The 20,944-nt window shown below is 66.5% G+C and carries 21 protein-coding genes, 6 tRNA genes and 1 riboswitch; of the genes, 16 read left to right on the top strand and 11 right to left on the bottom strand.

The genetic code is table 11. The annotated features are described in order from the left end of the window. Positions 1-9 precede the first annotated feature (9 nt). The 7 genes from pnuC to ACFRAU_RS10755 all read right to left on the bottom strand — a co-directional run bounded on the left by pnuC (position 10) and on the right by ACFRAU_RS10755 (position 6,094). A complete protein-coding gene (gene pnuC / locus ACFRAU_RS10785; RefSeq protein ID WP_377999886.1) occupies positions 10-720 on the bottom strand; it encodes a nicotinamide riboside transporter PnuC in 711 nt (236 codons plus the stop codon). Between the two features lie 95 nt (positions 721-815). Then, positions 816-964: riboswitch (FMN riboswitch) on the bottom strand. Positions 965-1,109: 145 nt separating this feature from the next. After that, positions 1,110-1,766 carry a ribulose-phosphate 3-epimerase gene (rpe, locus tag ACFRAU_RS10780; RefSeq protein ID WP_377994023.1) on the bottom strand — a complete coding sequence of 219 codons (657 nt, stop codon included), beginning with the start codon at positions 1,764-1,766 and terminating at the stop codon, positions 1,110-1,112. A gap of 55 nt (positions 1,767-1,821) precedes the next feature. After that, positions 1,822-3,420, bottom strand: a complete 1,599-nt coding sequence (locus ACFRAU_RS10775) for an RsmB/NOP family class I SAM-dependent RNA methyltransferase (RefSeq protein ID WP_377999885.1) — start codon at positions 3,418-3,420, stop codon at positions 1,822-1,824. Beyond that, a complete protein-coding gene (fmt, locus tag ACFRAU_RS10770; RefSeq protein WP_377999884.1) occupies positions 3,417-4,337 on the bottom strand; it encodes a methionyl-tRNA formyltransferase in 921 nt (306 codons plus the stop codon). Before fmt ends, ACFRAU_RS10775 begins: the two co-directional genes overlap by 4 nt. After that, entirely contained in the window at positions 4,334-4,936 is a 603-nt protein-coding gene (gene def / locus ACFRAU_RS10765; RefSeq protein WP_377999883.1) for a peptide deformylase, read from the bottom strand. The genes fmt and def overlap by 4 nt, the downstream gene beginning before the upstream one ends. A gap of 144 nt (positions 4,937-5,080) precedes the next feature. Further along, complete coding sequence (locus ACFRAU_RS10760) at positions 5,081-5,926, bottom strand: cytochrome (protein WP_377999882.1); 846 nt, start codon at positions 5,924-5,926, stop codon at positions 5,081-5,083. 96 nt (positions 5,927-6,022) lie between these two features. After that, positions 6,023-6,094, bottom strand: a tRNA-Val gene (locus ACFRAU_RS10755). 285 nt (positions 6,095-6,379) lie between these two features. Here ACFRAU_RS10755 and ACFRAU_RS10750 point away from each other — a divergent pair. The 6 genes from ACFRAU_RS10750 (at position 6,380) to ACFRAU_RS10725 (ending at position 7,335) form a co-directional block, all read left to right on the top strand. After that, positions 6,380-6,452 (top strand) — tRNA-Gly (locus ACFRAU_RS10750). Positions 6,453-6,512: 60 nt separating this feature from the next. Continuing rightward, positions 6,513-6,583, top strand: a tRNA-Cys gene (locus ACFRAU_RS10745). A gap of 38 nt (positions 6,584-6,621) precedes the next feature. Next, positions 6,622-6,696, top strand: a tRNA-Val gene (locus ACFRAU_RS10740). A 57-nt stretch (positions 6,697-6,753) separates the two neighbouring features. Next, positions 6,754-6,826, top strand: a tRNA-Gly gene (locus ACFRAU_RS10735). A gap of 52 nt (positions 6,827-6,878) precedes the next feature. Next, positions 6,879-6,950: transfer RNA gene (locus tag ACFRAU_RS10730), tRNA-Val, on the top strand. A gap of 148 nt (positions 6,951-7,098) precedes the next feature. After that, positions 7,099-7,335: an antitoxin gene (locus ACFRAU_RS10725; protein ID WP_377999881.1), complete on the top strand. Its 237-nt coding sequence runs from the start codon at positions 7,099-7,101 to the stop codon at positions 7,333-7,335. Positions 7,336-7,483: 148 nt separating this feature from the next. On the opposite strand, the gene zapE is transcribed toward ACFRAU_RS10725, so the two are convergent. Continuing rightward, positions 7,484-8,521, bottom strand: a complete 1,038-nt coding sequence (zapE, locus tag ACFRAU_RS10720; RefSeq protein ID WP_377999880.1) for a cell division protein ZapE — start codon at positions 8,519-8,521, stop codon at positions 7,484-7,486. Positions 8,522-8,738: 217 nt separating this feature from the next. Here zapE and ACFRAU_RS10715 point away from each other — a divergent pair, with 217 nt between their 5' ends. Genes ACFRAU_RS10715 through ybaK form a run of 3 tightly spaced genes read left to right on the top strand, consistent with a single transcriptional unit; the run spans position 8,739 to position 10,688 of the window. Next, the gene (locus ACFRAU_RS10715) at positions 8,739-9,662 is read left to right on the top strand and encodes a sulfurtransferase (protein WP_377999879.1); all 924 of its coding nucleotides are present in this window, start codon (positions 8,739-8,741) and stop codon (positions 9,660-9,662) included. Positions 9,663-9,713: 51 nt separating this feature from the next. After that, on the top strand, positions 9,714-10,172 hold the full coding sequence (locus ACFRAU_RS10710; RefSeq protein WP_377994015.1) for a SufE family protein: 459 nt from the start codon (positions 9,714-9,716) through the stop codon (positions 10,170-10,172). 12 nt (positions 10,173-10,184) lie between these two features. Beyond that, entirely contained in the window at positions 10,185-10,688 is a 504-nt protein-coding gene (gene ybaK, locus ACFRAU_RS10705) for a Cys-tRNA(Pro) deacylase (protein WP_377999878.1), read from the top strand. Here ybaK and ACFRAU_RS10700 read toward each other — a convergent pair. After that, a complete protein-coding gene (locus ACFRAU_RS10700) occupies positions 10,676-11,947 on the bottom strand; it encodes an alpha/beta hydrolase family protein (protein ID WP_377999877.1) in 1,272 nt (423 codons plus the stop codon). The two genes, ybaK and ACFRAU_RS10700, sit on opposite strands and share 13 nt — an antisense overlap. A 117-nt stretch (positions 11,948-12,064) precedes the next feature. On the opposite strand from ACFRAU_RS10700, the gene ACFRAU_RS10695 reads away from it, so the two are divergent. The 6 genes from ACFRAU_RS10695 (at position 12,065) to ACFRAU_RS10670 (ending at position 17,289) form a co-directional block, all read left to right on the top strand. Further along, entirely contained in the window at positions 12,065-12,556 is a 492-nt protein-coding gene (locus ACFRAU_RS10695) for a hypothetical protein (protein WP_377994012.1), read from the top strand. Positions 12,557-12,570: 14 nt separating this feature from the next. Beyond that, complete coding sequence (gene msrB / locus ACFRAU_RS10690) at positions 12,571-13,029, top strand: peptide-methionine (R)-S-oxide reductase MsrB (protein ID WP_377994011.1); 459 nt, start codon at positions 12,571-12,573, stop codon at positions 13,027-13,029. A 158-nt stretch (positions 13,030-13,187) separates the two neighbouring features. Beyond that, on the top strand, positions 13,188-14,618 hold the full coding sequence (locus tag ACFRAU_RS10685; protein WP_377999876.1) for a DUF6421 family protein: 1,431 nt from the start codon (positions 13,188-13,190) through the stop codon (positions 14,616-14,618). Continuing rightward, positions 14,615-15,403, top strand: coding sequence for an SDR family NAD(P)-dependent oxidoreductase (locus tag ACFRAU_RS10680; RefSeq protein WP_377999875.1), 789 nt, complete (start codon positions 14,615-14,617; stop codon positions 15,401-15,403). The genes ACFRAU_RS10685 and ACFRAU_RS10680 overlap by 4 nt, the downstream gene beginning before the upstream one ends. Positions 15,404-15,424: 21 nt before the next feature. Then, entirely contained in the window at positions 15,425-16,534 is a 1,110-nt protein-coding gene (locus ACFRAU_RS10675; protein ID WP_377999923.1) for a threonine aldolase family protein, read from the top strand. A 68-nt stretch (positions 16,535-16,602) separates the two neighbouring features. Then, positions 16,603-17,289, top strand: coding sequence for a DUF3000 domain-containing protein (locus ACFRAU_RS10670; protein ID WP_377999922.1), 687 nt, complete (start codon positions 16,603-16,605; stop codon positions 17,287-17,289). Here the strand turns inward: ACFRAU_RS10670 and ACFRAU_RS10665 are convergent. Continuing rightward, positions 17,286-18,659, bottom strand: coding sequence for an MFS transporter (locus tag ACFRAU_RS10665; RefSeq protein WP_377999874.1), 1,374 nt, complete (start codon positions 18,657-18,659; stop codon positions 17,286-17,288). The genes ACFRAU_RS10670 and ACFRAU_RS10665 overlap by 4 nt on opposite strands. Beyond that, the gene (locus tag ACFRAU_RS10660; protein WP_377999873.1) at positions 18,656-19,951 is read right to left on the bottom strand and encodes a lyase family protein; all 1,296 of its coding nucleotides are present in this window, start codon (positions 19,949-19,951) and stop codon (positions 18,656-18,658) included. Before ACFRAU_RS10660 ends, ACFRAU_RS10665 begins: the two co-directional genes overlap by 4 nt. 174 nt (positions 19,952-20,125) lie before the next feature. Here ACFRAU_RS10660 and ACFRAU_RS10655 point away from each other — a divergent pair, with 174 nt between their 5' ends. Further along, complete coding sequence (locus tag ACFRAU_RS10655; RefSeq protein WP_377999872.1) at positions 20,126-20,890, top strand: IclR family transcriptional regulator; 765 nt, start codon at positions 20,126-20,128, stop codon at positions 20,888-20,890. Positions 20,891-20,944 lie beyond the last annotated feature (54 nt).

The following is a 20,944-nucleotide window of genomic DNA, read 5'->3' as shown; positions in this document are numbered from 1 at the left end:
GGGCAGCAGTCACTTGGACACCGCCGGGTCCGGGAAGGCAGTCGCAACCTTGACGGTGGACGGGTCCGCCTGGGCCTGGGTCCGGGACGCCCGCCACCAGACGATGAAGCCGGCCAGCGTGAAGAAGCCGTAGAACAGGTACATGAAGGCACTGGCGAAGTATCCGGCGCTGAAGAGCAGCGGGACGCCCACCACGTCCACGGCAACCCAGATCAGCCAGAACTCGGTCCAGCCGCGGGCCATGCCGTAGGTGGCCAGGAGCGAGCCCATGAAGGTCCACGCGTCGGCCCACACCGGCGGGTAGGAGCCGAGGGAGTCGAAGAGCGGAATGAGGGCGGCGGTGCCGGCCATGAGCGCGAGTACCAGCACCACGCGGGTCCTGGCGCTGGCCCAGGCGGGCGCGATCGCCGTCGAGGATCCCGCCGCCCGACGGCTCTGCTGCCAGCGCTGCCAGCCGTAGACGGCCACGATGATGAACATGACCTGCCGCCCGGCCTGGCCCCAGAGTGTGGCCGGCGTGGCGGAACCGAAGACGTTGCCCAGGAAGACTGTCAGGAGCAGAAGGTTGCCCGCGATGCCGGCCGGCCATGCCCAGACTTTGCGCCGCATGCCGCCGAGCGCACTGGCCAGGCCAAAGATGTTTCCCAGCACTTCGCGGAGAATGAGCACTGATCCGCCCACGGGAATCTGTGCCTCGAAGAGCCAACGCAGGATGTCCATGCGTGCGTGCCGTTCCTTCCCTCAAGAGCCGAGACTGCTCCGGGGGTATACGACAGCGAAACGCAGCGGCGTTATGGAACGCCACAAGTACAGCTGTACGTGCTTCTCTCATCCAGACTTTAACTGTCGGTACCGGAATTTCACCAGTTCAACCGTCCGCCGGGCTTCCAGAAAGGAAACACCGGCTCGCGGGTCGCGGACTGTCACCGCCGGTTCGGACTTACACCGACCCCGGAGCACGTATTGTGTGTTGCTATTCTGACACAACTTGGCGGGTGCCCAGGCTATTCCCGCTACAAACCGTTATGCGGGCAGTCATGGAGGCCGGTTGCGGCCTCCATGACTGGGCTCCTGACTGAAGTCCCGGCTCGACTCTTGAGGACCGAAGCCTAGAGGCTGCCGGCCTTGCGCAGCCGGTCGATGGCGCCGGACGGGTCAGCGGCCCCATACACGGCCGAGCCGGCGACAAAGACGTTGGCCCCGGCTTCCGCGGCACGGACGATGGTTTCCTCGGTGATTCCGCCGTCCACCTGAATGGCCACGTTCACCCCGGATCCCTCGATGGCGGCACGAGCGCGGCGGATCTTGGGCAGCGTGAGGTCAAGGAACGCCTGCCCGCCAAAGCCGGGCTCCACCGTCATGATCAGCAGCATGTCCAATTCCGGGAGCATGTCCAGGTAGGGCTCCACCGCCGTTGCCGGGCGCAGCGCCATCCCGGCCTTCGAACCCCTGGCGCGCAGCTCACGGGCCAGCTTCACCGGCGCGATCGACGCCTCAGCGTGGAAGGTCACGGAGGCAACGCCGGCGTCCGCGTATCCGGGCGCCCAGCGGTCGGCGTCGGAAATCATGAGGTGGGCGTCCAGCGGAACCGGGCTGACCGCCTGGATCCGCTGGACCACGGGAAGCCCCAGGGTGAGATTGGGGACAAAGTGGTTGTCCATCACATCCACATGCACGGCATCAGCATTGCTGATTTTCTGCAGCTCGGCTTCGAGGTTCACGAAGTCGGCGGAGAGGATGCTGGGGTTGATGCAGCACTGCGTCATGCGGTGTCCTTTCGCGGGACGGGAGTCCGGGGGTTTGGGATCAGTCGGTGGGAAGTCAGCGCTTGCGGCGGATCAGGGCCAGGAACATGGCATCCGTGCTGTGGACGTGCGGCCACAGCTGCGCGGTCTTCTCATGACCCGCGCCCAGGCCGCCGCCCAGGCTGACGGCGTCCAGCACGCTGCCGGCGTCCAGGAGTTCCAGGTCATCGCGTTTGCGCAGGGCATCACTGACCACCGCGGTGGTTTCCGCAGGGTGCGGCGAGCAGGTCACGTAGGCCACCACGCCGCCGGGGCGCACAGCCGCCAGGGCGGAGTTCAGCAGTTCGCGCTGCAGCGGTCCCAGGTCGGCAAGGTCCTTGGGGGTACGGCGCCAGCGGGACTCGGGCCGGCGGCGCAGGGCTCCGAGTCCGCTGCACGGCACATCCACGAGCACACGGTCGAAGGCGGCAGGCCGTTCCGACCCGACCTCCCGGCCGTCGCCGGTTCTGACGGTCCAGACGTCCGAGGGGACTGCGGACAGTGCCTGGCTGACCAGTTTGGCCCGGTGAGGGGCGGGCTCGTTGGCCAGCAGCGTGGCCCCGCGTTCGTGTGCCAGCGCGCCCAGCAGGGCAGCCTTGCCGCCGGGTCCGGCGCAGAGATCGAGCCAGGCTTCCCCATCCGCGTTTGCGCCCTTCCCTGGCTCAAGGCTGGCCGCCGCCAGGGCCCGGGCCACTAACTGGGAACCGACGTCCTGCACGCGTGTGGTGCCGGACCGGATGGACTCCAGCCGGCCGAGGTCGCCGCCGCTGGAAAGGGCGGATCCTTCCACGAGTTCGCCGGGGACGGCACCGTTCTCCAGTGCCTCGTCAAGGCTTCCCAGCCCGGGAAGGGCCACCAGGTTGACGACGGGGGCCGCGTTATCCGCTTCCAGGAGGTCGTTGATCTCGCCGACCGGCCGGCCATGGGCCACGAGGGACTGCCGCAGGGCGCGGACAATCCACTCGGGATGGGCATAGCGGACGGACGCTACCTTGTTCTGGTCCTGCTGGCCGGCAACCAGCTCGTCCACCCACTCGTCCAGGCTGCGGGCAGCTACCTTCCGGAGGACAGCGTTGATCAATGCCGACGGTCCGGCGCCGATGACGGCGCGGGCCAGGCCGACGGTCTGGTCAAGGGCCGCGTGTGCAGGGACCCGCATCGCCAACAGCTGGTGGACGCCGATGCGCAGGGCGTCCAGGACGGCAGGGTCCAGCTTATCCAGGGGCCGGTCAACGCAGCGGGCGAGGATGGCGTCGTAGGTGCCCTGGTTCCGAAGCGCACCGTAGCTCAGTTCGGTGGCGAATCCGGCGTCGCGGCGGTCAAGGCCATGCTGCCTAATGCGGGCCGGCAGCACGAGGTTGGCGTAGGCATCCTCGGCCGCGACGGCGCGCAGCACTTCAAAGGCCACCAGTCTGGCGGGGTCCGCCCTGCGGGTGCGCTGTGACGGTGCGCTTTCCGTGAAGTTGCGCTGCTGGCCGCGGTTGCGTTCCCTGCCCTGCGCATTGCGGCGGCTGGCTCCACCCCCGCCCCGGCGCTGGTCGGAACCGCCCGTACCTGAACCACCGGTACCCGAACCTCGCTGGCCGCCGTGGCTGGACCGGTCCTGCCCGGATCCGCTTCTGCCGGAGTCACTCATTGGAATACCACGCTTTCGAGGGAAGACTGGCCGCGCGCCCAGTCGGCTGCGGCCATCATTTTCTTGCCGGCAGGCTGCACCTTGGTGAGTTCAACGGCATGCGAACCGGTGCCCACCAGCACGCTCTTGCCGGCCAATGCCAGTTGTCCGGGCTGAACGTCGGTGATGTCAGCGCGGAGCCGCAGCGGCTCAAGCTTTAGCCGCTGGCCGTCAAGAGTGGTCCAGGCCCCCGGTTCAGGTGTCACACCGCGCGCGCGGCGGCCCACGGACAGGGCCGGTTCCGACCAGTCGATGCGGCCGTCGTCGATGGTCAGCTTGGGCGCCAGGCTCACTTCCCCCTGCTGGGGAAGCGGCGACGCCGCGCCGGAGCCGACGGCGGACAGCGTCTGGGCAAGCAGGACGGCACCGCTGTGGGACAGCCGTTCCAGCAGTGCCCCGGAGGTGTCCTCCGGGCCGACGGCTTCGGTCAGGGTGCCGATGACGGGGCCCGTGTCGAGCCCCTCCTCGAGCTGGAAAGTCACAGCACCGGTGATGTCGTCGCCGGCAATAACGGCCCGCTGCACAGGAGCCGCGCCCCGCCAGGCAGGCAGCAGTGAGAAGTGCAGGTTGATCCAGCCGTGCCGGGGAACATCGAGGGCCGCCCGGGGAACCAGCCCGCCGTAGGCGACAATCGCCGCCACGTCGGGTCGGGCTTCGGCGATCTGTTGGGTGACGGCAGCGTCCACCCGGGACGCATGGATGATGTGGATGCCGAGCTCGGCTGCCCGGGCAGCAACGGGCGACGGCGTGAGGACACGCTTGCGCCCCACCGGCGCGTCCGGCCGGGTCAGCACCGCGACGATCTCGAAGCCGGCGGCCACGAGGGCATCCAACGAGGGGACAGCTACAGACGGGGTACCGGCGAAGAGAACCCTCATCCGGCAGCGCCGAAGCTGCCGGTTCCGGACGATGCCGCCCCGAAGCTGCCGCCGCCGAAACTGGAACCGACGGTCTTGGCGCGCTTGGCGGTGGTCTGTTCGGTGATGGAGTCGTAGTTTGCGTTGCGGATGGAGCGAAGGGCGGCCTTGCGGTCCTCACCTTCGAGCCGGTCAGTGAAGAGGATGCCGTCCAGGTGGTCGGTTTCGTGCTGGAAACAGCGGGCAAGCATGCCCTCCGCCTCCACCGAGAGGGGGTTGCCCTTCATGTCGACGCCGGTCACGCGGGTGCTGCGGTAGCGGCGGACCGGGAAGCCCAGTCCAGGGATGGAGAGGCACCCCTCCACTTCATCCGGCTGGAAGTCCTCGCTGTTCTCCAGCACCGGGTTAATGATGTGGCCTTCTACGCCGCCGATCCGGTAGGTGAAGACCCGGAGGCTGACGCCGATCTGGGGCGCGGCCAGGCCTGCGCCCTCCACGTCCTCCATCGTTTCGGTCATGTCGGCAACGAGCCTGGCCAGCTCCGGCCCGAAATCCGTGACAGGGTCGGCAACCGTGCGGAGCACGGGATCGCCGATGATACGGATATTCAGAATTGCCATGTGCAGTCATTTCCTCACGGTGAACGGGTAAACGGATCCAGTCCAGTTTAGTTGCTGCGGCCTGGCCGGCGCAGACGACGGCGGGAACGGGCCCGGCCAGTCCCCGGCCAGTCCCGGGCAGGACCAGGCCCGGTGCAGGAAGAGTCAGGAGTAGACCGGCGGCGCCAACGGCAGCAGCGCGGGTCCGGCGCTGACGGTGTCCGCGGACATTTCCCATACCCGGCGCAGGGCGCAGAACTTCCACCAGTGGTGCTTGAGGACTTCGGGATTGGCGCGGACGGGCCGGACCTCGGTTTCACCGATCGCGACGGCAAGCAGGACCGGGGTATCCCCGTGCTGCCACGGTTCCCACTCCCCTGCCACCGGGTCCACCAGGCTTTCCTCCGCCTTCATGCCGGCAACGAGCTGCATGACCACCTTGTCATCCAGGGGCTTGACCTGTCCGTCGCGCGTCGTTCCCTTGGTCTTGTAGTCGATGAGGCAGGTGCGTCCGTTGATCTTCGCGACGAGGTCCAGAGTTCCTGCATATCCCACCGTCTTGTTCCACACGGTGATCTCCGGCGCGATCGGCTCGACCCGGAACAGCTCCCACCACTCATCGAAGCGGGCGGCGAAGGCTTCCTCGCCGCTGGACGCCAGCGCTTCACGGGCTTCCTTCATCTGGTGCGGCCTGCCGAGAGCACGCAGCGCCACCTGCTCGCAGTAATGGTGCACCCGGTCCCCGCGCTGTGCAGCCTCGTCCCGGTAGGTTTCGGCCGCCTTGGCAGCACGGTTCACCGCCTGCCGCACCCTCGCTGGGCTGCCCAGGATCTCGGGCAGCGACGGATCCTTGGCCAGGCTGCTGGCGCCCATATATCCGAACCAGCCGTCCAGCCCGTGGGGCTGCTGCCCGATGACGGTGGTGATGGAGGGAACCGTGAACTGCTCGGTGGTGGAGCGGGCGTACATTCGGCCATATTCCGTGGCGTGGGCGAGGAGTGGAGCGGTCATGATGAGACTCTTTCACGGGGGTCAGACATTGATGCGAAAACAGAAAAGCCCGCCCCTCCCAGTTCTATCTCCTGGGCTGAACGGACTTTCCATCGGTGGGCGATACTGGGTTCGAACCAGTGACCTCTTCGGTGTGAACGAAGCGCGCTACCACTGCGCCAATCGCCCCGATGCATTTGAATGCTAGCGGACGATCGCGGGTTAACGGAAATCGGCCCGTGAAGTGCTGCACGCCACACAGCCAAGTTCCCCCAACATCACCGGCCGAGGGGTGTAAACCCCCGCGAAACTACACCCCTGTAATTCGAAAATTCCCCTAGAATTCAAGGAAATAGGGCCTACGCGCCATCCAGGCCGGCACTCGATTTGGAGTTTCCCGGAACCTCCTATAGAGTTCTTACTCGTTGGAACGCGACGAACTGCCGGATACGGCAAGGAACCGCGGCTCCGAATGCGGACGTAGCTCAGCTGGTAGAGCACCACCTTGCCAAGGTGGATGTCGCGAGTTCGAATCTCGTCGTCCGCTCGCAGGACACTGTCATGGTTCTGATTCCCGGAAGTTGATTCCAGGGATCGAGGCCTACACGGTGGGTTGGCCGAGAGGCGAGGCAGCGGCCTGCAAAGCCGTATACACGGGTTCGAATCCCGTACCCACCTCGGTGAAAACCATGGTTTCCGGTACTCCCGGATGAAATGGGCGATTGGCGCAGCGGTAGCGCGCTTCCCTGACACGGAAGAGGTCACTGGTTCGATCCCAGTATCGCCCACCAGAGCAAGGAAACTTGCTTGTAGTTGAACGTTCAGTCTCCAGGCGGAACTTCACAAATGCGGACGTAGCTCAGCTGGTAGAGCACCACCTTGCCAAGGTGGATGTCGCGAGTTCGAATCTCGTCGTCCGCTCTCTTGATCCTTGAGGATCCGAACCCAGGAAACCGCCGGTTTTGCCGGCTCCGGGCGATTGGCGCAGCGGTAGCGCGCTTCCCTGACACGGAAGAGGTCACTGGTTCGATCCCAGTATCGCCCACGAAACTAAGCAGCTCTCCGGAGCTGCTTTTTTCTTGGCTTCATACTGTTTGACAAAGTTTGTCAATAACTCCTTGGCATGCGCCGCCTTCGGGGCTAGGATCGAATGCGGAGGAGCGAACTGGCTCCGCGATTGAAGGGAGGTGCTCGTGGGTTTACTTGACGATCTAAAGGGCAAGGCTCAGGGTCTGATCCGCGGCAACGAGCAAGCCATCAAGGACGGCATCGACAAAGCAGGTGATTTCGTCGACTCCAAGACGGGCGGCAAATACACCAGCCAGGTAGATAAGGTCCAGGCTGGCGCTTCCACTCTCGTTGACAAAGCCAATGAGAGGCCAACCCAGGGACCGGCGGACAACGTGCCGCCGGCTGAGAAGGCTCCGTAGCCAGGACTTACCGGGCTTCGCCCCTAAACGTCAAAAAAGGTGCCGGTCCCGCCGAGAGGCGGCGCCGGCACCTTTCGTGTCTCCGGAGAAATTCCGCGGCGCCGCGAGGGGCCTTGGCTGCAAAGCCGGGGTCTACATAAGCACCCGGCTACGAGGGCTCGTGGTTCTGGCCTTCGCGGGCCAGCGCGGTAAGCCTGGAAACAGCCCTGAAGTACTTCTTCATGTAGCCGCCGGTCATCATGTCCTCGGTGAACAGCTTGTCGAACGGAACGCCGCTGGCAAGGATCGGTACGTCCTTGTCGTAGAGGCGGTCGGCGAGCACCACGAACCGCAGCGCCACGGCCTGCTCGGTGATGGTTTCCACATCCCGCCAAACAACACCGTCCACACCGTCAAGCAGCTTGCGGTAGCGGCTCGGATGGACGCCCGCGAGGTGGGCGATGAGGGTGCCGAAGTCGTCCTCGGCAACGGTTTTGCCGTCAAACTCCGCCTTCATGTGGGCGTGGAGTTCGCTGTTCCGCAACGGTGCCGGCGCGGCCGGCAGTCCGCGGTGGCGGAAGTCCTCGCCGTCGATCCTGATGACGTCAAACTGGTCCGCCAGGACCTGGATTTCACGCTGGAAATCCACGGCGGCAAAGCGGCCGTCGCCCAGCGAGCCAGGCAGCGTGTTGGAGGTGGCCGCAAGTTTCACGCCGGCGTCGGCAAGTTCCCGCATGAGGCGTGACATCAGGACCGTGTCGCCCGGATCGTCCAACTCGAACTCGTCAATGCAGACAAGCCTGTACGAGCTCAGCGCCTCAACGGTTTTCCGGAAGGAAAGGGCACCCACCAGGTTGGTGTATTCCACGAAGGTGCCGAAGGCCTTGGGGCCGGGGGCCGCGTGCCACAGTGAAGACAGCAGGTGGGTTTTTCCGACGCCGAATCCGCCGTCGAGGTAAATGCCGGCGCGGGTCGTTTCCTTCTTGCCAAAGAGCTTCTTGAACAGTCCCCCGCCGTCCCCGGCGCCTACTCCTCCGGCGAAGGCCTGCAGCGCGTTCACTGCTGCCGCCTGGCTCGGCTGCTTCGGGTCCGGCCGGTAACTTGCAAAGGACACCTGCCCGAACCTGGGCGATGGGTAGAAACCTTTGAGGAGCTCATCCACCGACACCGCCGGCGTCCGGGTGGTGAGCTTTTCGATCTGTACCAAGGCGGTCCATTCTGCTGGTGATTTGTCCCCAGCAAGAATACCGGCATTGGCCGCCCGCCCCGCGGGATACGCCGCACTGCCGGCAATGCCGTGAGCAAGCACACATTTCGTCCTGTTAACACACAGGAGCATTCGTACCGGCCCGTGGCTAGTGTTGGAGCAGTGACCCGCCGTCCCCGGCGGTCTGACCTGACCGTTTCAGTGAAAGGCCATACGCATGTCCTACCCCGTTGAACAGAACGAGAAGTTCGCCGCCTACGCGCACCCGGAGCGGCTTGTTTCCACCGAGTGGCTGGCTGCGGCCATCGACGCCGGCGCCCTTAACGACGGCAAGCTCGTTGTGGTGGAGTCCGATGAAGACGTCCTGCTCTACGAAACCGGCCACATCCCCGGCGCGGTCAAGATTGACTGGCACACCGACCTGAACGACGAAGTCACCCGTGACTACGTGCAGGGCGAGGCGTTTGCCGCCCTGGCCGCCGCGAAGGGCATTTCCCGCGACGCCACGGTGGTCATCTACGGCGACAAGTCCAACTGGTGGGCCGCCTACGCCCTCTGGGTCTTCCGCCTGTTCGGCCACGAGGATGTCCGGCTGCTCGACGGCGGCCGCGACAAGTGGATCGCCGAAGGCCGTGCGCTGACCACCGACATCCCCACGCCGGCCGTGGCGGACTACCCGGTCGTGGAACGCAACGACACGCCGATCCGCGCCTTCAAGGAAGACGTCCTGGCCCACCTGGGCAAGCCGCTCATCGACGTCCGCTCCCCCGAGGAATACACCGGCCAGCGCACCCACATGCCCGCCTACCCCGAGGAAGGCGCGCTGCGCGGCGGCCACATTCCCACTGCGGCGTCGATCCCATGGGCACGGGCAGCAGCAGAGGACGGCACCTACCGCAGCCGCGCCGAGCTAGAGGCGCTTTACCTCGGCGAGGCCGGACTCACCGAGGGCGACGACGTCGTGGCCTACTGCCGCATCGGCGAACGCTCCAGCCACACCTGGTTCGCGCTGAAGTTCCTCCTGGGCTTCGAAACGGTCCGCAACTACGACGGGTCCTGGACTGAATGGGGCAATGCCGTACGTGTGCCGATTGCCAAGGGCGCGGAACGCGGTTCGGTACCGGTAGTTGCCGCGAGGTAAATCCTCCGTAAAAAAGCGGTGGATGGGAACAATCTGCGTAAGCTGGAAGTGATGAGTACTCAAGCGCTTCCCACCGCCCTGGCGGAGATTGTCGACGACTTCCAGGCACTGAGCGAGCCCGAGCGGCTGCAGCTCCTGCTGGAGTTTTCCCGCGGCCTGCCGGAGCTTCCGGACCGTCTGAACAACCACCCTGAGCTGCTGGAGCAAGTGGTGGAATGCCAGTCGCCTCTTTTCCTCACCATTGAGACGGAAAAGAACGACGGCGGGTCCCCCGCCTTCCGGCTGTTCTTCAAGGCGCCGCCGGAGGCCCCCACCACCCGCGGTTTCGCCGGGGTGCTCCATGAAGGACTGGACGGCCTCACCGCCGAGGAGATCCTGGCTGTCCCTGATGACATGCCGGAACTGCTCGGCCTGACCCGCGCCATCACGCCGCTTCGCATGCGCGGCATGACCGCGATGCTCGGGCGCATCAAGCGCAAGGTGGCCGCCGCGGCCCGGCTCTACGCCTAGGAACCAGACTCCATGGCGCGCAAGAACACGTCTCAGGGGACGCCTGCCACAGCCGTACTGGCTGCGGCAGGCGTTTCCTTTAACCTGCACCCCTACAGCCACGATCCGGCCGCGGCCAGTTACGGCATGGAAGCAGCCGAGGTCCTGGGGATCAATCCGGCAAGGGTCTTCAAGACGCTCATGGTGGAAGTCGACGGCAAACTGGCCGTCGGCGTCGTACCTGTCAGCGGAACCCTGGACCTGAAAGCGATAGCTGCTGCGCTGGGCAGCAAGAAGGCCGCCATGGCGGACCCCGCGGCGGCCGAACGGCGTACCGGTTACGTCCTGGGCGGAATTTCGCCCCTGGGACAGCGGCAGCCCTCGCCCACCGTCATCGACGAAAGCGCCCTCACCCTGGACACCATCCTGGTATCCGGGGGCCGGCGCGGCCTCGACGTCGAACTGGATCCCCGCGACCTCGTGCGCCTCACCAAGGCTGTCACGGCCGCGATCGGAACCGGCTCTCAGGCAGGCTGAACCGGTTCCGGCTGGCCGGGGTTCCGGCGCGGCGCCAGCTGCTGCTGCAGCCATGCCCGGACCAGCCCTTCCCAGCGGCCCGGATCGGCGTTCCACTCCTTCGCGTGCCGCGCCCCCTCGAACGGCTCGAACGTGACCATGTCGGGGTTTTTTTCGGCGAGGAGGGCCGACGGCTGGTAGGGCACGTACTCGTCGTCCACGCTGTGGATGATGAGCGTCGGCGTCCGGAGCTCAACGGCCCGCGACACCCAGTCCATTGATTTCAGGTCCACGGGCGCAGCCAGTCCTGTGAGCCGGCGGCCCACCTTGTGACCCATCATGAGCTGGCCGTACCGGCCGACGGCCGACGGGATCCGGTTCAGCTCAGCATGGTGGGCCAGCACATTCACCCAATCGATGACGGGCGCGTCCAGCACCATGGCCCGGATGACGTGCCTGTGCTCCGAAAGGTCCGCGGTCTGGAGGCAGATGGCCCCGCCCATGGACCAGCCGAAGAGAACAACCTCCCGGGCGCCGCGGGCCAGGGCGAAGGCGATGGCAGCGTCGATGTCGCGCCACTCCGTGGAGCCCAGCCCGTACCGGCCGTCGAATGCTGCCGGCGCCAGGCCGTCGTTCCGGTAGGAAACCAGGAGATTCGGCAGTCCGAGCTCGTGGGCCACGCGCGCTCCGCGCAGGCACTCCTGCCGGGTGGCCCCTCGCCCGTGGACCATGATGGCCCACGTCCCGGCCCCCGCATCTCCCGGGATCAGCCAGCCGGGCGCCGTTCCGCCTTCGACCTCGATGGCTACGTCTTCGGTCGCCAGTCCGACGTCGGAGGGATGCTGGTACGTGGCGCCTCCCCACCAGCCGCGGCCCGCGGTTTCCAGGTTGCCGCTGTAGACGGCCTCAACTTCGCGCAGAACGGTGCGCTCGGCCGGGGAATACGACAGGATCTTGCCGATCCGGGCATGCCCGGCACCGGCGTCGAAGAAGAGGCTGTACACGCCATTGTGCGTTGTCTCCGGCGTGGCTGCGAGGATGACCTGCAGTTCCCTGCCTTCCCTGATGACCGCCAGGACTTCCTGGTCCGCAGCCCGCACGCGGGCCGGAGTGAGGACGCGGCGGGCAAAGTAGAGCGCGAGGGCGGACGATCCGGCACCGAGCAGGGCAGCCGCGCTGCCGCCGGCAATGATGCCCCCGAGTGTCCACTTCGCCCTGAGGGTCATCGCATTGCCCTGGGCAGTGGACGGGGTTGTCAAAGCAGCCTGCGCGGAATCCATGCCTTCCATCTTGACGGATCCGGCCCCTTCCGGCACATTCACGGCCCAGGGCGTGCCGACCAAATGCATGCGGGACAAATGCATGCGGGCATTGGCGGGCGGGACTAGGCTGATGCCATGAGCGATCCAATCGTCATTCTGACTGAAGAGCCGCTGGGTGCGGACGACCGCGTGAACATCGAACGCCTGGTGGACGGGGGTGACTCGCCCCTGGTTGTGCTGGTGCCGGCCAATACGGAACGGCATCTGCTGGTGGACTTCCTCGAGAACCTGTCGATGCTGGACATTGCCAAGGCTTTCCGTGAGCTGACCTCCCATGCCCCGGACCCTGTGGAGGAAAGGGCAGCAGCAGACGCCACGCTGGCCACCTCGGTCAGCGCACTGGAAGGCCTCGGCGGCGGAGTTGCCGGCGAGGTGGTGGCCGGCGGCGCCGTTAACGGCCTCGTGGCCAAGGTCAAGGAGCTTGGGGCCGCCCAGGCCGTCGTCATCACCAGGCCGCACGCCGTTTCGGACACCTTCCATACCGATTGGGCGAACCGGGCGCAGGACAAGCTGGGGCTCCCGGTGCTGCATCTGTATGCGGGCTCGGGATTTATCGGGGACTCCTGAGCGTTGGTCCGACTATGAGCACTCCTGAGAAATCCGACCTCACCAACACCGCCGCAACCCCTGCCGCCAACCGATCCGACGAAGACTGGCGGCAGGAACTGACGCCGGAGGAGTACCACGTGCTGCGCCAGGCCGGCACGGAACGCCCCTACACCGGCGAATACTGGGACACCCACACCGCCGGCGTCTACAACTGCCGGGCGTGTGGGACCGAACTGTTCACCAGCAAGGAAAAGTTCGATTCACACTGCGGTTGGCCGTCATTCTGGGCCCCGCTGGCGGAAGGGCGCGTGCGCTACATCCACGACCGCACCCTGGGCATGGACCGTATCGAGGTGCGGTGCGCCAACTGCGACTCGCACCTTGGGCATGTCTTCGAAGGTGAGGGCTACGGGACCCCGACTGACCAGCGTTTCTGCATCAACTCCATCTCACTGAAGCTGGTTCCGGCCGCCGGCGACCCCCAGGCCTGAGGTTGCCGCCTGAGGTTGCCTGGCGCTGCGCCTAGCGGTTATTTGGACAGCCTCGAGCACTACAGTTTCTTATGCTCGGGCCTTTGATCGATTAGGAAAGCTGTCTACTTGCTACGCTCGCCGTAGAAGCTCAGATCACCCGAAAGGCGAGGCCAGCGATGACCGCAACCGTACACACAGCACCAGCCAGAATCTCTGCGGAACACCCGGACTGGCAGCGACTCAAGGGCGCGGCCACTGCGCTGCGGAGCCTGCAGGTGCAGGACGGTTCGATCCCCGATCAGGCCGCCCACGCGGCTGCGCACGGCCACATCGAAGCCCTCGCCAGCGCCATCGAGGCGCTGGCACCGGCGTTCCCCCACGATTCCCTCTACCTCGACCTGGTGGGCCGGGACTTTGGCCGCTGGGCCGAGGGCGGGTTCGGCGTTCCGGATTTCCTCGACTCCCTGCTGGCCTTCCAGCCGCAGGCGGACCGCGAGAACGGTCTGCAGCACCTGGTGGTCTTCCCCATGTACACGCAGAACGGCAGCAGCAGCAGGCTCGTGGAGGCTGTCCTCATCGACGTGGTGTGGCCAGACTTCATTGCGGGCCTGGAACAGGGCGACTACTCGAACCGTCTGTTCGTGCCGATCCGGTTCATTGACTTCACCCCCGGGTACGACACCAACTCCGCTGTGCTGTTCCCCGAGACCGTGGGCGTGCGGGCGACGCCGCGGTTCACCTGGGGCGCCATTTTCGCAGACCGGGAGGCGGCACGGTTCCGCCGCGTCCTGCGGGCCGCTGCCGACATCACCTCGCTCCAGTTGCCGGCCGGGGCTGCGGAACTCCTCGAGGACCAGGAACTCACCGAAAAGACCTTCGTGATGTGGGACCTGATCCACGACCGCACGCACATGCGCGGGGACCTGCCGTTCGATCCGTTCATGATCAAACAGCGGATGCCGTTCTTCCTGTACTCCCTCGAGGAGCTGCGCTGCGACCTGACGGCCTTCCGGGAGTCGGTGAAGATCGAAAAGGACGAGGCAGCGGATCCGGAGGCCCGCCGGCACGCCAAGCTGGTGCAGTACGCAGTCATCTTCGACCGCATCTTCCGGTTCGCCATCACCGGCAGCCGGGTGCGCAACTACGACGGGCTCGGCGGCCAGCTGCTCTTCGCGTGGCTGCACCAGCACCGCGTCCTCCACTGGACCGACAGCCGGCTGACCATCGACTGGGAACACGTCGCCGGCGTCGTGATGGAGCTGGGAGCCCGGATCGAGGAGCTCTACTGGCGCTCCATCGACAGGCCCAAGACCGCCCACTGGCTGGCGGCCTATGAGCTGATCTCGGGCACCGTCACGCCGAACCCGGCTTCTGTCTGGGCCAAGGGGCGGGGCGCCCTTCCCCTCGACGGGCCGCCGCGGGGCCTCACGGACCAGGTCCTGGACGACGAGTTCCCGCTGTCCATGTTCTACGAAGCCCTCGAAAAGAAGATGCGCCCCGTCATCGAATCCACCGCTGGCATTACCGGTTCCTCGGATTCTGCCCTGCCGGCGGGCGGCCCGGCGGCGACGGCAGCGACGGCAGCGACGGCAGCGACGGCAGCATGACGAACGGCAGCATGACCGGCGCCGGCCTGACCGACGGGAGGCCACTGCGCGTGCTGGTCACGGGCGGCAGCGGACCTTCGGGAATCGCCGCCGCCCGTGCCCTGCTGCACGCTGGCTTTGCCGTCTTCACCGTGGGTTCGGACAAGGCACGCATCGAGGCCGCCGCGGAAACAGCGGGCGGAGCCACACCCCTGGTATGCGATCTCGGCGACCTCGCCGCCGTGCGAGAACTGCAGCAAGAGCTCGCGCGCACCGCCGGAAAAGTCGACGGCGTCATCCACCTCGTGGGCGGCTGGCGCGGGGCGCAGGGCATCACGGACCAGACCGATGAGGACTGGGACTTCCTGGAGCGCAGCGCCGTCACCACACTCCGGAACGTCACGCGCGCCTTTTACGACGACCTCGCCGCCTCGCCCTGTGGACGGCTTGCCATGGTGTCGTCGACGGCGGTGGACAGTCCCGCCGCCGGCGTCGCCAGCTACGTCGCGGCCAAGGCCGCCGCCGAAGCATGGACCATGGCGGTGGCTGAGGGGTTCCGCCGGGACAGTGACGCCCCGGACAGCCCGGCCGGCGGCGCCCAGCACAGCGCCGCCGTCGTCCTGGTGGTGAAGGCGCTGGTGGACGCAGGCATGCGCAGCAAGCAGCCGGACCGGACGTTCCCCGGCTACACGGACGTCGAGCAGCTGGCGGCGGCCGCCGTCGGGCTCTTCAGCCAGCCGGCCGCGGAGTTGAACGGGCAGCGGCTGCTGCTGGCCCCGGTGCCTGCCGCCGCCGCAACTACCTAGACTGAAAGCGTGACCAACGAAATGACCACAACTGTTCAAACTGCCGGCGGCACCATGTCCAGGCTCCACGACGCCTCGGTCCGCGGCTTTGCCTCGGACAACTACTCGGGGGTGCATCCCGAAGTGCTGGCCGCGCTGGCCGCCGCCAATGAGGGGCACCAGGTTTCCTACGGCGAAGACGCCTACACGGCCCGCCTGCAGGAGCTGATGGAGGGGCACTTCGGGCCGGGCATCGAGTGCTTCCCCGTCTTCAACGGCACGGGCGCCAACGTGTTGTCCCTGCAGTCGCTCCTGCCGCGCTGGGGTGCGGTGGTCTGCGCCTCGACGGCGCACATCAACATGGATGAGAACGGCGCCCCGGAGCGTGTGGGCGGCATGAAGCTGCTGCAGGTGCACACCCCGGACGGCAAACTCACGCCCGAGCTCATCGACCGCGAGGCGTGGGGCTGGGGTGATGAGCACCGCGCCCAGCCGCTGGCCGTCTCCATCACCCAGACCACCGAACTGGGCACCTGCTACACGGCTGATGAAGTTCGGGCAATCGCCGAGCACGTCCACGCCAAGGGCATGAAGCTGCATATGGACGGGGCGCGGCTGGCCAACGCGGCGGCCCATCTGGGCGTTCCCCTCCGGGCTTTCACGCGCGACGCCGGCGTGGACATCCTCTCCTTCGGCGGCACCAAGAACGGCCTGCTGTTCGGCGAGGTGGTGGTGGCGCTGAACCCCGACGCCGCCCAGGGGCTGCTGTTCCTGCGCAAGATGAACATGCAGCTGGCCTCCAAGATGCGGTTCATGTCTGCGCAGTTCATCGCCCTGCTCGAGGGCGACCTGTGGCTCCGTTCGGCCGGCCACGCCAACGCCATGGCCGCGAGGCTGCGCGCCGCCGTGGACGACATTGACGGCGTCGAACCCACGCAGAAGACAGAATCCAACGGCGTCTTTGCGGTGTTGCCCGAGGGGGTGGCGGACAGGCTCCGGGAGTCCTTCCGCTTCTACGACTGGAACGAGGCCACCCGCGAGGTCCGCTGGATGTGTTCCTTCGACACCAGCGAGGAGGACGTCGACGCCTTCGTGGCAGCCATCAAAGCCGAACTCGCCCGGCACGGATCCGCCCAGGCGGCAGGAGAGTAACATGCGCGGGATTGCATGAGCAGGCGGCGAGCCTGCCGGAACCGGCGGTTTCCAATGCGTAGCCTGCCATTGTGAACGCACTTGCCCAGGTTCCGGCGAATTTCCTGTATGCGCTGGGAACGCTCCGCAAAGCACGCTGCCGCAGCGAACTGCGCCTCGACGAGATCCCGGCGCCCGCCCGGCTGGCGCCTTTCGCCGTCGCCCTCGGCGCCGAGGTCATGGTTCCCAGCGCAGGCAAGGGTGGCGGCGACAGGGACCGTACACCGGTCCACGGGCCGGCGGCCATGGCGCTGGCCCGCTCGGCTGCCGCCGGGGCAACCGCGGCAGACACCGACGACGACGGCGAGGAGCTCGCCACCGGCCGCTTCATCCTGCTGCACGATCCGGACGGCTCCGCCGTGTGGGACGGCGAGTTCCGGATCGTCACCTACATCCGGGCGCAGCTCGACGCCGAGATGGGCAACGATGAAATGCTCGGCTCGGTGGCCTGGACGTGGCTTGTGGAAGCACTCGAAACCCACAACGCCCCCTACCGCGCGGCCGGCGGCACAGCCACCCGAGTGCTGTCCGAAAGCTTCGGAACGCTGGCGGACCGGCCCGCCTCGATCGACATTGAACTCCGTGCCTCGTGGACTCCGGCCGGCGCCGACGTCCAGGCGCACCTGGAGGCGTGGTCGGACATGGTGTGCACCTTCGCCGGCCTCCCGCCGCTGCCCGACGGCGTCTCCGCGCTCCCCCGCCGGCGCCGCAGCTAGGTCCTGTTGTCCTGAAGGGCTATGGCGCCTGGCCGCTCGGTGTGGTGGGGCGTGTCGATTTCCTCGTCGACGGCCGCGAGTGATTCGGATCGTGTTTCCGGGGCCCACCGCCAGCAGACGACGGCGCCGATCAGGAGGACCACCACGCAGGCAGACAGGGCGGTGCTGATGCCGGCTCCGGCCACCACCAGGGGCAGCAGGAAGGTGCTTCCCGCTGATCCGAGACGGCTGGATGCCGTCGCGACGCCGACGCCGGAAGCGCGCAGCTCGGTCGGGAACAGTTCAGGCGGGTAGGCGAACTCGAGGTTCGCGGCAGCGGACAGCACCAGCGCGAAGGACGCGAACAGGATGACGGCCAGGACCGGGCTCACCGAAGCGAAGAGGACCAGGGCGAGCAGCAGCGCTGCACCGAGGATAAAGCTACCGATGAGGAAGGCACGGCGGGAGATCCGGTCGATGATCAGCATGCCCACGATGGCGCCCACGAGCAGGAACACGTTGTAGGCTGCCCCTGCGGCAAGTTTGCCGGACACGCCAAGGGCTTCCATGACCTGCGGGGCGAACGTTCCCAGGGCGAAGTAGGGAATGACCTGGCAGACGTAGAACACGGCGCCGACCATTGTCCTCCTGCGGTACTTCGCCGAGAACAGCACAGCCAGTCCGCGGGCCGGCTTGGCGGAACCCGCCGGTGGCGGGGCCACGTTCGGGCCGGCATGGCGGCGGACGACGTCGGCGGCCTCCTGAAGGCGGCCGTGCTGGGTCAGCCACAGCGGCGATTCCGGAACTCCGAGGCGGAAGCCGAACACGATCAGGGCAGGGGCCGCGCTGACCAGGAGCATCCAGCGCCAGGCGTCCGGTCCGAGCCCGGAAAGCAGGAAGCCGGCAAGGTAGGCGATGACGTATCCCAGCGCCCAGGCGATGGCCAGGAAACTCATCAGCCGGCCCCGGAAGTGCCTGGGTGAGTGTTCGGTGACCAGTGACTTGCTGACCACATAGTCCGCTCCCAGGGCGACTCCCAGGAGAAGTCGAAGGACCAACAGCTGCCAGGGCTCCTGGACGAAGAACTGCAGCGCGGACAGGGCGCCGAATACCAGCATGTCCCAGCCGAAAATCCTGCGTCGTCCGATCCGGTCCGCGATCGGTCCGGTGACGATTGCTCCGATGAAAAGTCCCGCCAGGGTTGCCGCGCCCAGCAGCCCGATCCACAGCGGGGTCAGGTTCAGTGCGGCGGTGGCCGAGGCGAGGACGATTCCAACGATTCCGAGGACGAACCCGTCGCTGAACTGGCCTCCGGTTCCTGCCACGGCGACCCGGATGTGGAACCTGGTGAGCGGGGCATCTTCGTAGGCAGTCTGCTTGGGCGCGCTCATCGGGCTTCCTCCGTTCCGGCGGTGCTGGTCTTTCCGGCGGTGCGGGCCGTGGCCACTGCCAGGGTCGTTGCGTCATAGCCCTGCTCCGCCGCCATGGTGACCCACTGGTCGAAGCCGGCGGCGAGGTTTTCGTTGAGGCGACGCCCGTCCCAGGCCAGGCCTGTAATGCATTTGCGTCTGAACGTCCCGGCAGCGGCGGCAACGTCATCGAAGATGTTGAGCAGCGAATCAACAATCACGGGCTCCATGATGTTCAGCTCCAGCTCCCCGGCCGCCACCGCGCATTCGACGGCGTGGGCTGCGCCCCGGACCCGGTAGCTGAGCTGCATCACGAATTCCGGAATGACGGGGTTGATCTTGCCGGGCATGATCGAGGACCCTGCCTGGGTCGCGGGCAGCGTCACTTCGCCGATACCGCCGACGGGGCCGGAGGACAGGAACCGCAGGTCGGCCGCGATCTTGGCCATGGTGATTGCGGCACGGGCACCTGCCGAGGCAATCGCCGCGTACGGATCCAGGTGCGAGAGCGCGTCAACGAGGTCTTCCGACCCCGCCAGTTGCCGGCCCGTGGCGTCACTCAGGTCCTGCACGCAAAGTTCCCGGTAGCCGTCCGGGGCTCCGATGCCCGTTCCAAGGACAGTTGCTCCGATGGGAATCGAGTCCAGCTCCGCCGTCGCAGCCCGCAGCCCCTCGGCCACGCGCCGGATTGCCGTGGCGTGTGACCGGTGTGTTTGACCCACCGTGAGGACCACGGCGTCCTGCAGGCAGGTGCGCCCGAGCCGTTGTGCAGTGTCATACTCAGCGGCCTTGTCCTCCAGCGCGAGGGCCAGTGCCGTGAGGGCCTGGAGGGGGCGTTCGGAGAGCTCCCGGATGGTCAGCGCCATGGCGGTCGGATACGTGTCGTTGGTCGACTGGGAGGCGTTGACGTGATCATTGGGGTGCACGGCGACGCCTGAAATCTGTGACGCCCGGGCGGCGATGACCTCGTTGAAGTTCATGTTCGTCGTCGTCCCTCCGCCGCCCAGGACGAGCGCCGTGGGGAACTGGCTGCCGTGCAGCCCCGAGGTGATCTCAGCGCACGCGGCCTCGATGGCCCCTGCCGCCTCGGGTGCGAGGACGCCGAGCGTGGCGTTGGACCGGGCAGCGGCGGCCTTGACCAGTGCGTAGTTCCGCACGAAAGCAGGCACGTCTGCCACCCGCCGGCCGGTTGTACCGAAGTTCTCCACAGCAAGGCTGGACTGCCTGCCGTAAAGGACCTGTTCGCTGGACGCCTCTGTCTGAAGGACTGTCATTTCAATACCTCTCAAGTGATGTGTACCACAGTGCATTGAAAGGTACGGCCCCTGGCGGCCGGCTCCTAAAGCTGTTGCTGCTGCAACAACAGTTTTTTACCTATCCGCCACGTTAGTGCAGACTCTTTCTAAACATGCGTTGCTGTGACAGCAACTGCGGACGAGGAGGACGCCGTGAGTGAAAGCACCGCCGAGCGGGTTGCCGCCCTGCTGCTGGCCTTCGAAAATCCCGGACAGGCGGGAGGCGAGCATTCCGTGGGTGAACTCGCCAGGGCCGTGGGCCGCGAGCGCAGCCAGGTCTCGCGGATGCTCAAGGCGCTGGCACGGAGCGGACTCGTCGAACAGGATCCCGACCGCCGGACCTACAGGCTGGGATGGAACCTCCGAATACTGTCCACCGGTGCAGGCAACTACCCCCTGGTGCAGGCGACCCGGCCGGCCCTGCAGGCCCTCGTGGCAAAAACCGGGGAAGTTGCCCTGCTGTCGGTACAGGAAGGCAACCGGTCCCTGACCGTGCTCCGGGAGGAATCCCAGCAATCCCTCCAGGCGGGCGGCTGGGTCGGCCGCCGCTCCCCCATGCACTGCACGGCGTCAGGGCGTGCGCTGATGTTTGACTTCGACGACGAACTGGTGGAAACGCTCACGGCCAACGACCTGAACACCCCCACATCGGCGCCGGGGGCACCAAAGGACCTGGCCTCGCTTCTGCACAGAATCGAACTCGAACGGGCCCGGGGATATGCAGTGGCATCCGAAGAAGTAGAAATTGGACTCACATCCGTCGCGGCCCCCGTACGGGACCGCCTGGGACACATCGCCGGCGTGCTCAACGTGTCCGCACCAACCTCACGCATCATCACGCGCACCGATTCAATAGGCCAGTTGCTCATCGCCGCGTCCCGGGCCATCACACAGAACCTCCGATCCCGGCGGAACTAACCGGTGGAGTAATGTCTCCGGCAATTACGGCACGATTCTTTTGCCTAATCGCCT

Source organism: Arthrobacter sp. NPDC056691 (genome assembly GCF_042791415.1).
Lineage (GTDB): Bacteria > Actinomycetota > Actinomycetes > Actinomycetales > Micrococcaceae > Arthrobacter.
This window is presented reverse-complemented; position numbering and strand designations above follow the sequence as displayed.

Excerpts from the sequence above, each read along its gene's own strand:
- ACFRAU_RS10760 (WP_377999882.1), bottom strand. The coding sequence starts at position 5,926 with ATGACCGCTCCACTCCTCGCCCACGCCACGGAATATGGCCGAATGTAC.
- pnuC (WP_377999886.1), bottom strand. The coding sequence starts at position 720 with ATGGACATCCTGCGTTGGCTCTTCGAGGCACAGATTCCCGTGGGCGGA.
- fmt (WP_377999884.1), bottom strand. The coding sequence starts at position 4,337 with ATGAGGGTTCTCTTCGCCGGTACCCCGTCTGTAGCTGTCCCCTCGTTG.
- ACFRAU_RS10710 (WP_377994015.1), top strand. The coding sequence starts at position 9,714 with ATGAGTACTCAAGCGCTTCCCACCGCCCTGGCGGAGATTGTCGACGAC.
- ACFRAU_RS10700 (WP_377999877.1), bottom strand. The coding sequence starts at position 11,947 with ATGGATTCCGCGCAGGCTGCTTTGACAACCCCGTCCACTGCCCAGGGC.
- ACFRAU_RS10665 (WP_377999874.1), bottom strand. The coding sequence starts at position 18,659 with ATGAGCGCGCCCAAGCAGACTGCCTACGAAGATGCCCCGCTCACCAGG.
- ACFRAU_RS10695 (WP_377994012.1), top strand. The coding sequence starts at position 12,065 with ATGAGCGATCCAATCGTCATTCTGACTGAAGAGCCGCTGGGTGCGGAC.
- ACFRAU_RS10680 (WP_377999875.1), top strand. The coding sequence starts at position 14,615 with ATGACGAACGGCAGCATGACCGGCGCCGGCCTGACCGACGGGAGGCCA.
- def (WP_377999883.1), bottom strand. The coding sequence starts at position 4,936 with ATGGCAATTCTGAATATCCGTATCATCGGCGATCCCGTGCTCCGCACG.
- ACFRAU_RS10715 (WP_377999879.1), top strand. The coding sequence starts at position 8,739 with ATGTCCTACCCCGTTGAACAGAACGAGAAGTTCGCCGCCTACGCGCAC.
- msrB (WP_377994011.1), top strand. The coding sequence starts at position 12,571 with ATGAGCACTCCTGAGAAATCCGACCTCACCAACACCGCCGCAACCCCT.
- ACFRAU_RS10675 (WP_377999923.1), top strand. The coding sequence starts at position 15,425 with ATGACCACAACTGTTCAAACTGCCGGCGGCACCATGTCCAGGCTCCAC.
- ACFRAU_RS10660 (WP_377999873.1), bottom strand. The coding sequence starts at position 19,951 with ATGACAGTCCTTCAGACAGAGGCGTCCAGCGAACAGGTCCTTTACGGC.
- rpe (WP_377994023.1), bottom strand. The coding sequence starts at position 1,766 with ATGACGCAGTGCTGCATCAACCCCAGCATCCTCTCCGCCGACTTCGTG.
- ACFRAU_RS10685 (WP_377999876.1), top strand. The coding sequence starts at position 13,188 with ATGACCGCAACCGTACACACAGCACCAGCCAGAATCTCTGCGGAACAC.
- ACFRAU_RS10775 (WP_377999885.1), bottom strand. The coding sequence starts at position 3,420 with ATGAGTGACTCCGGCAGAAGCGGATCCGGGCAGGACCGGTCCAGCCAC.
- ybaK (WP_377999878.1), top strand. The coding sequence starts at position 10,185 with ATGGCGCGCAAGAACACGTCTCAGGGGACGCCTGCCACAGCCGTACTG.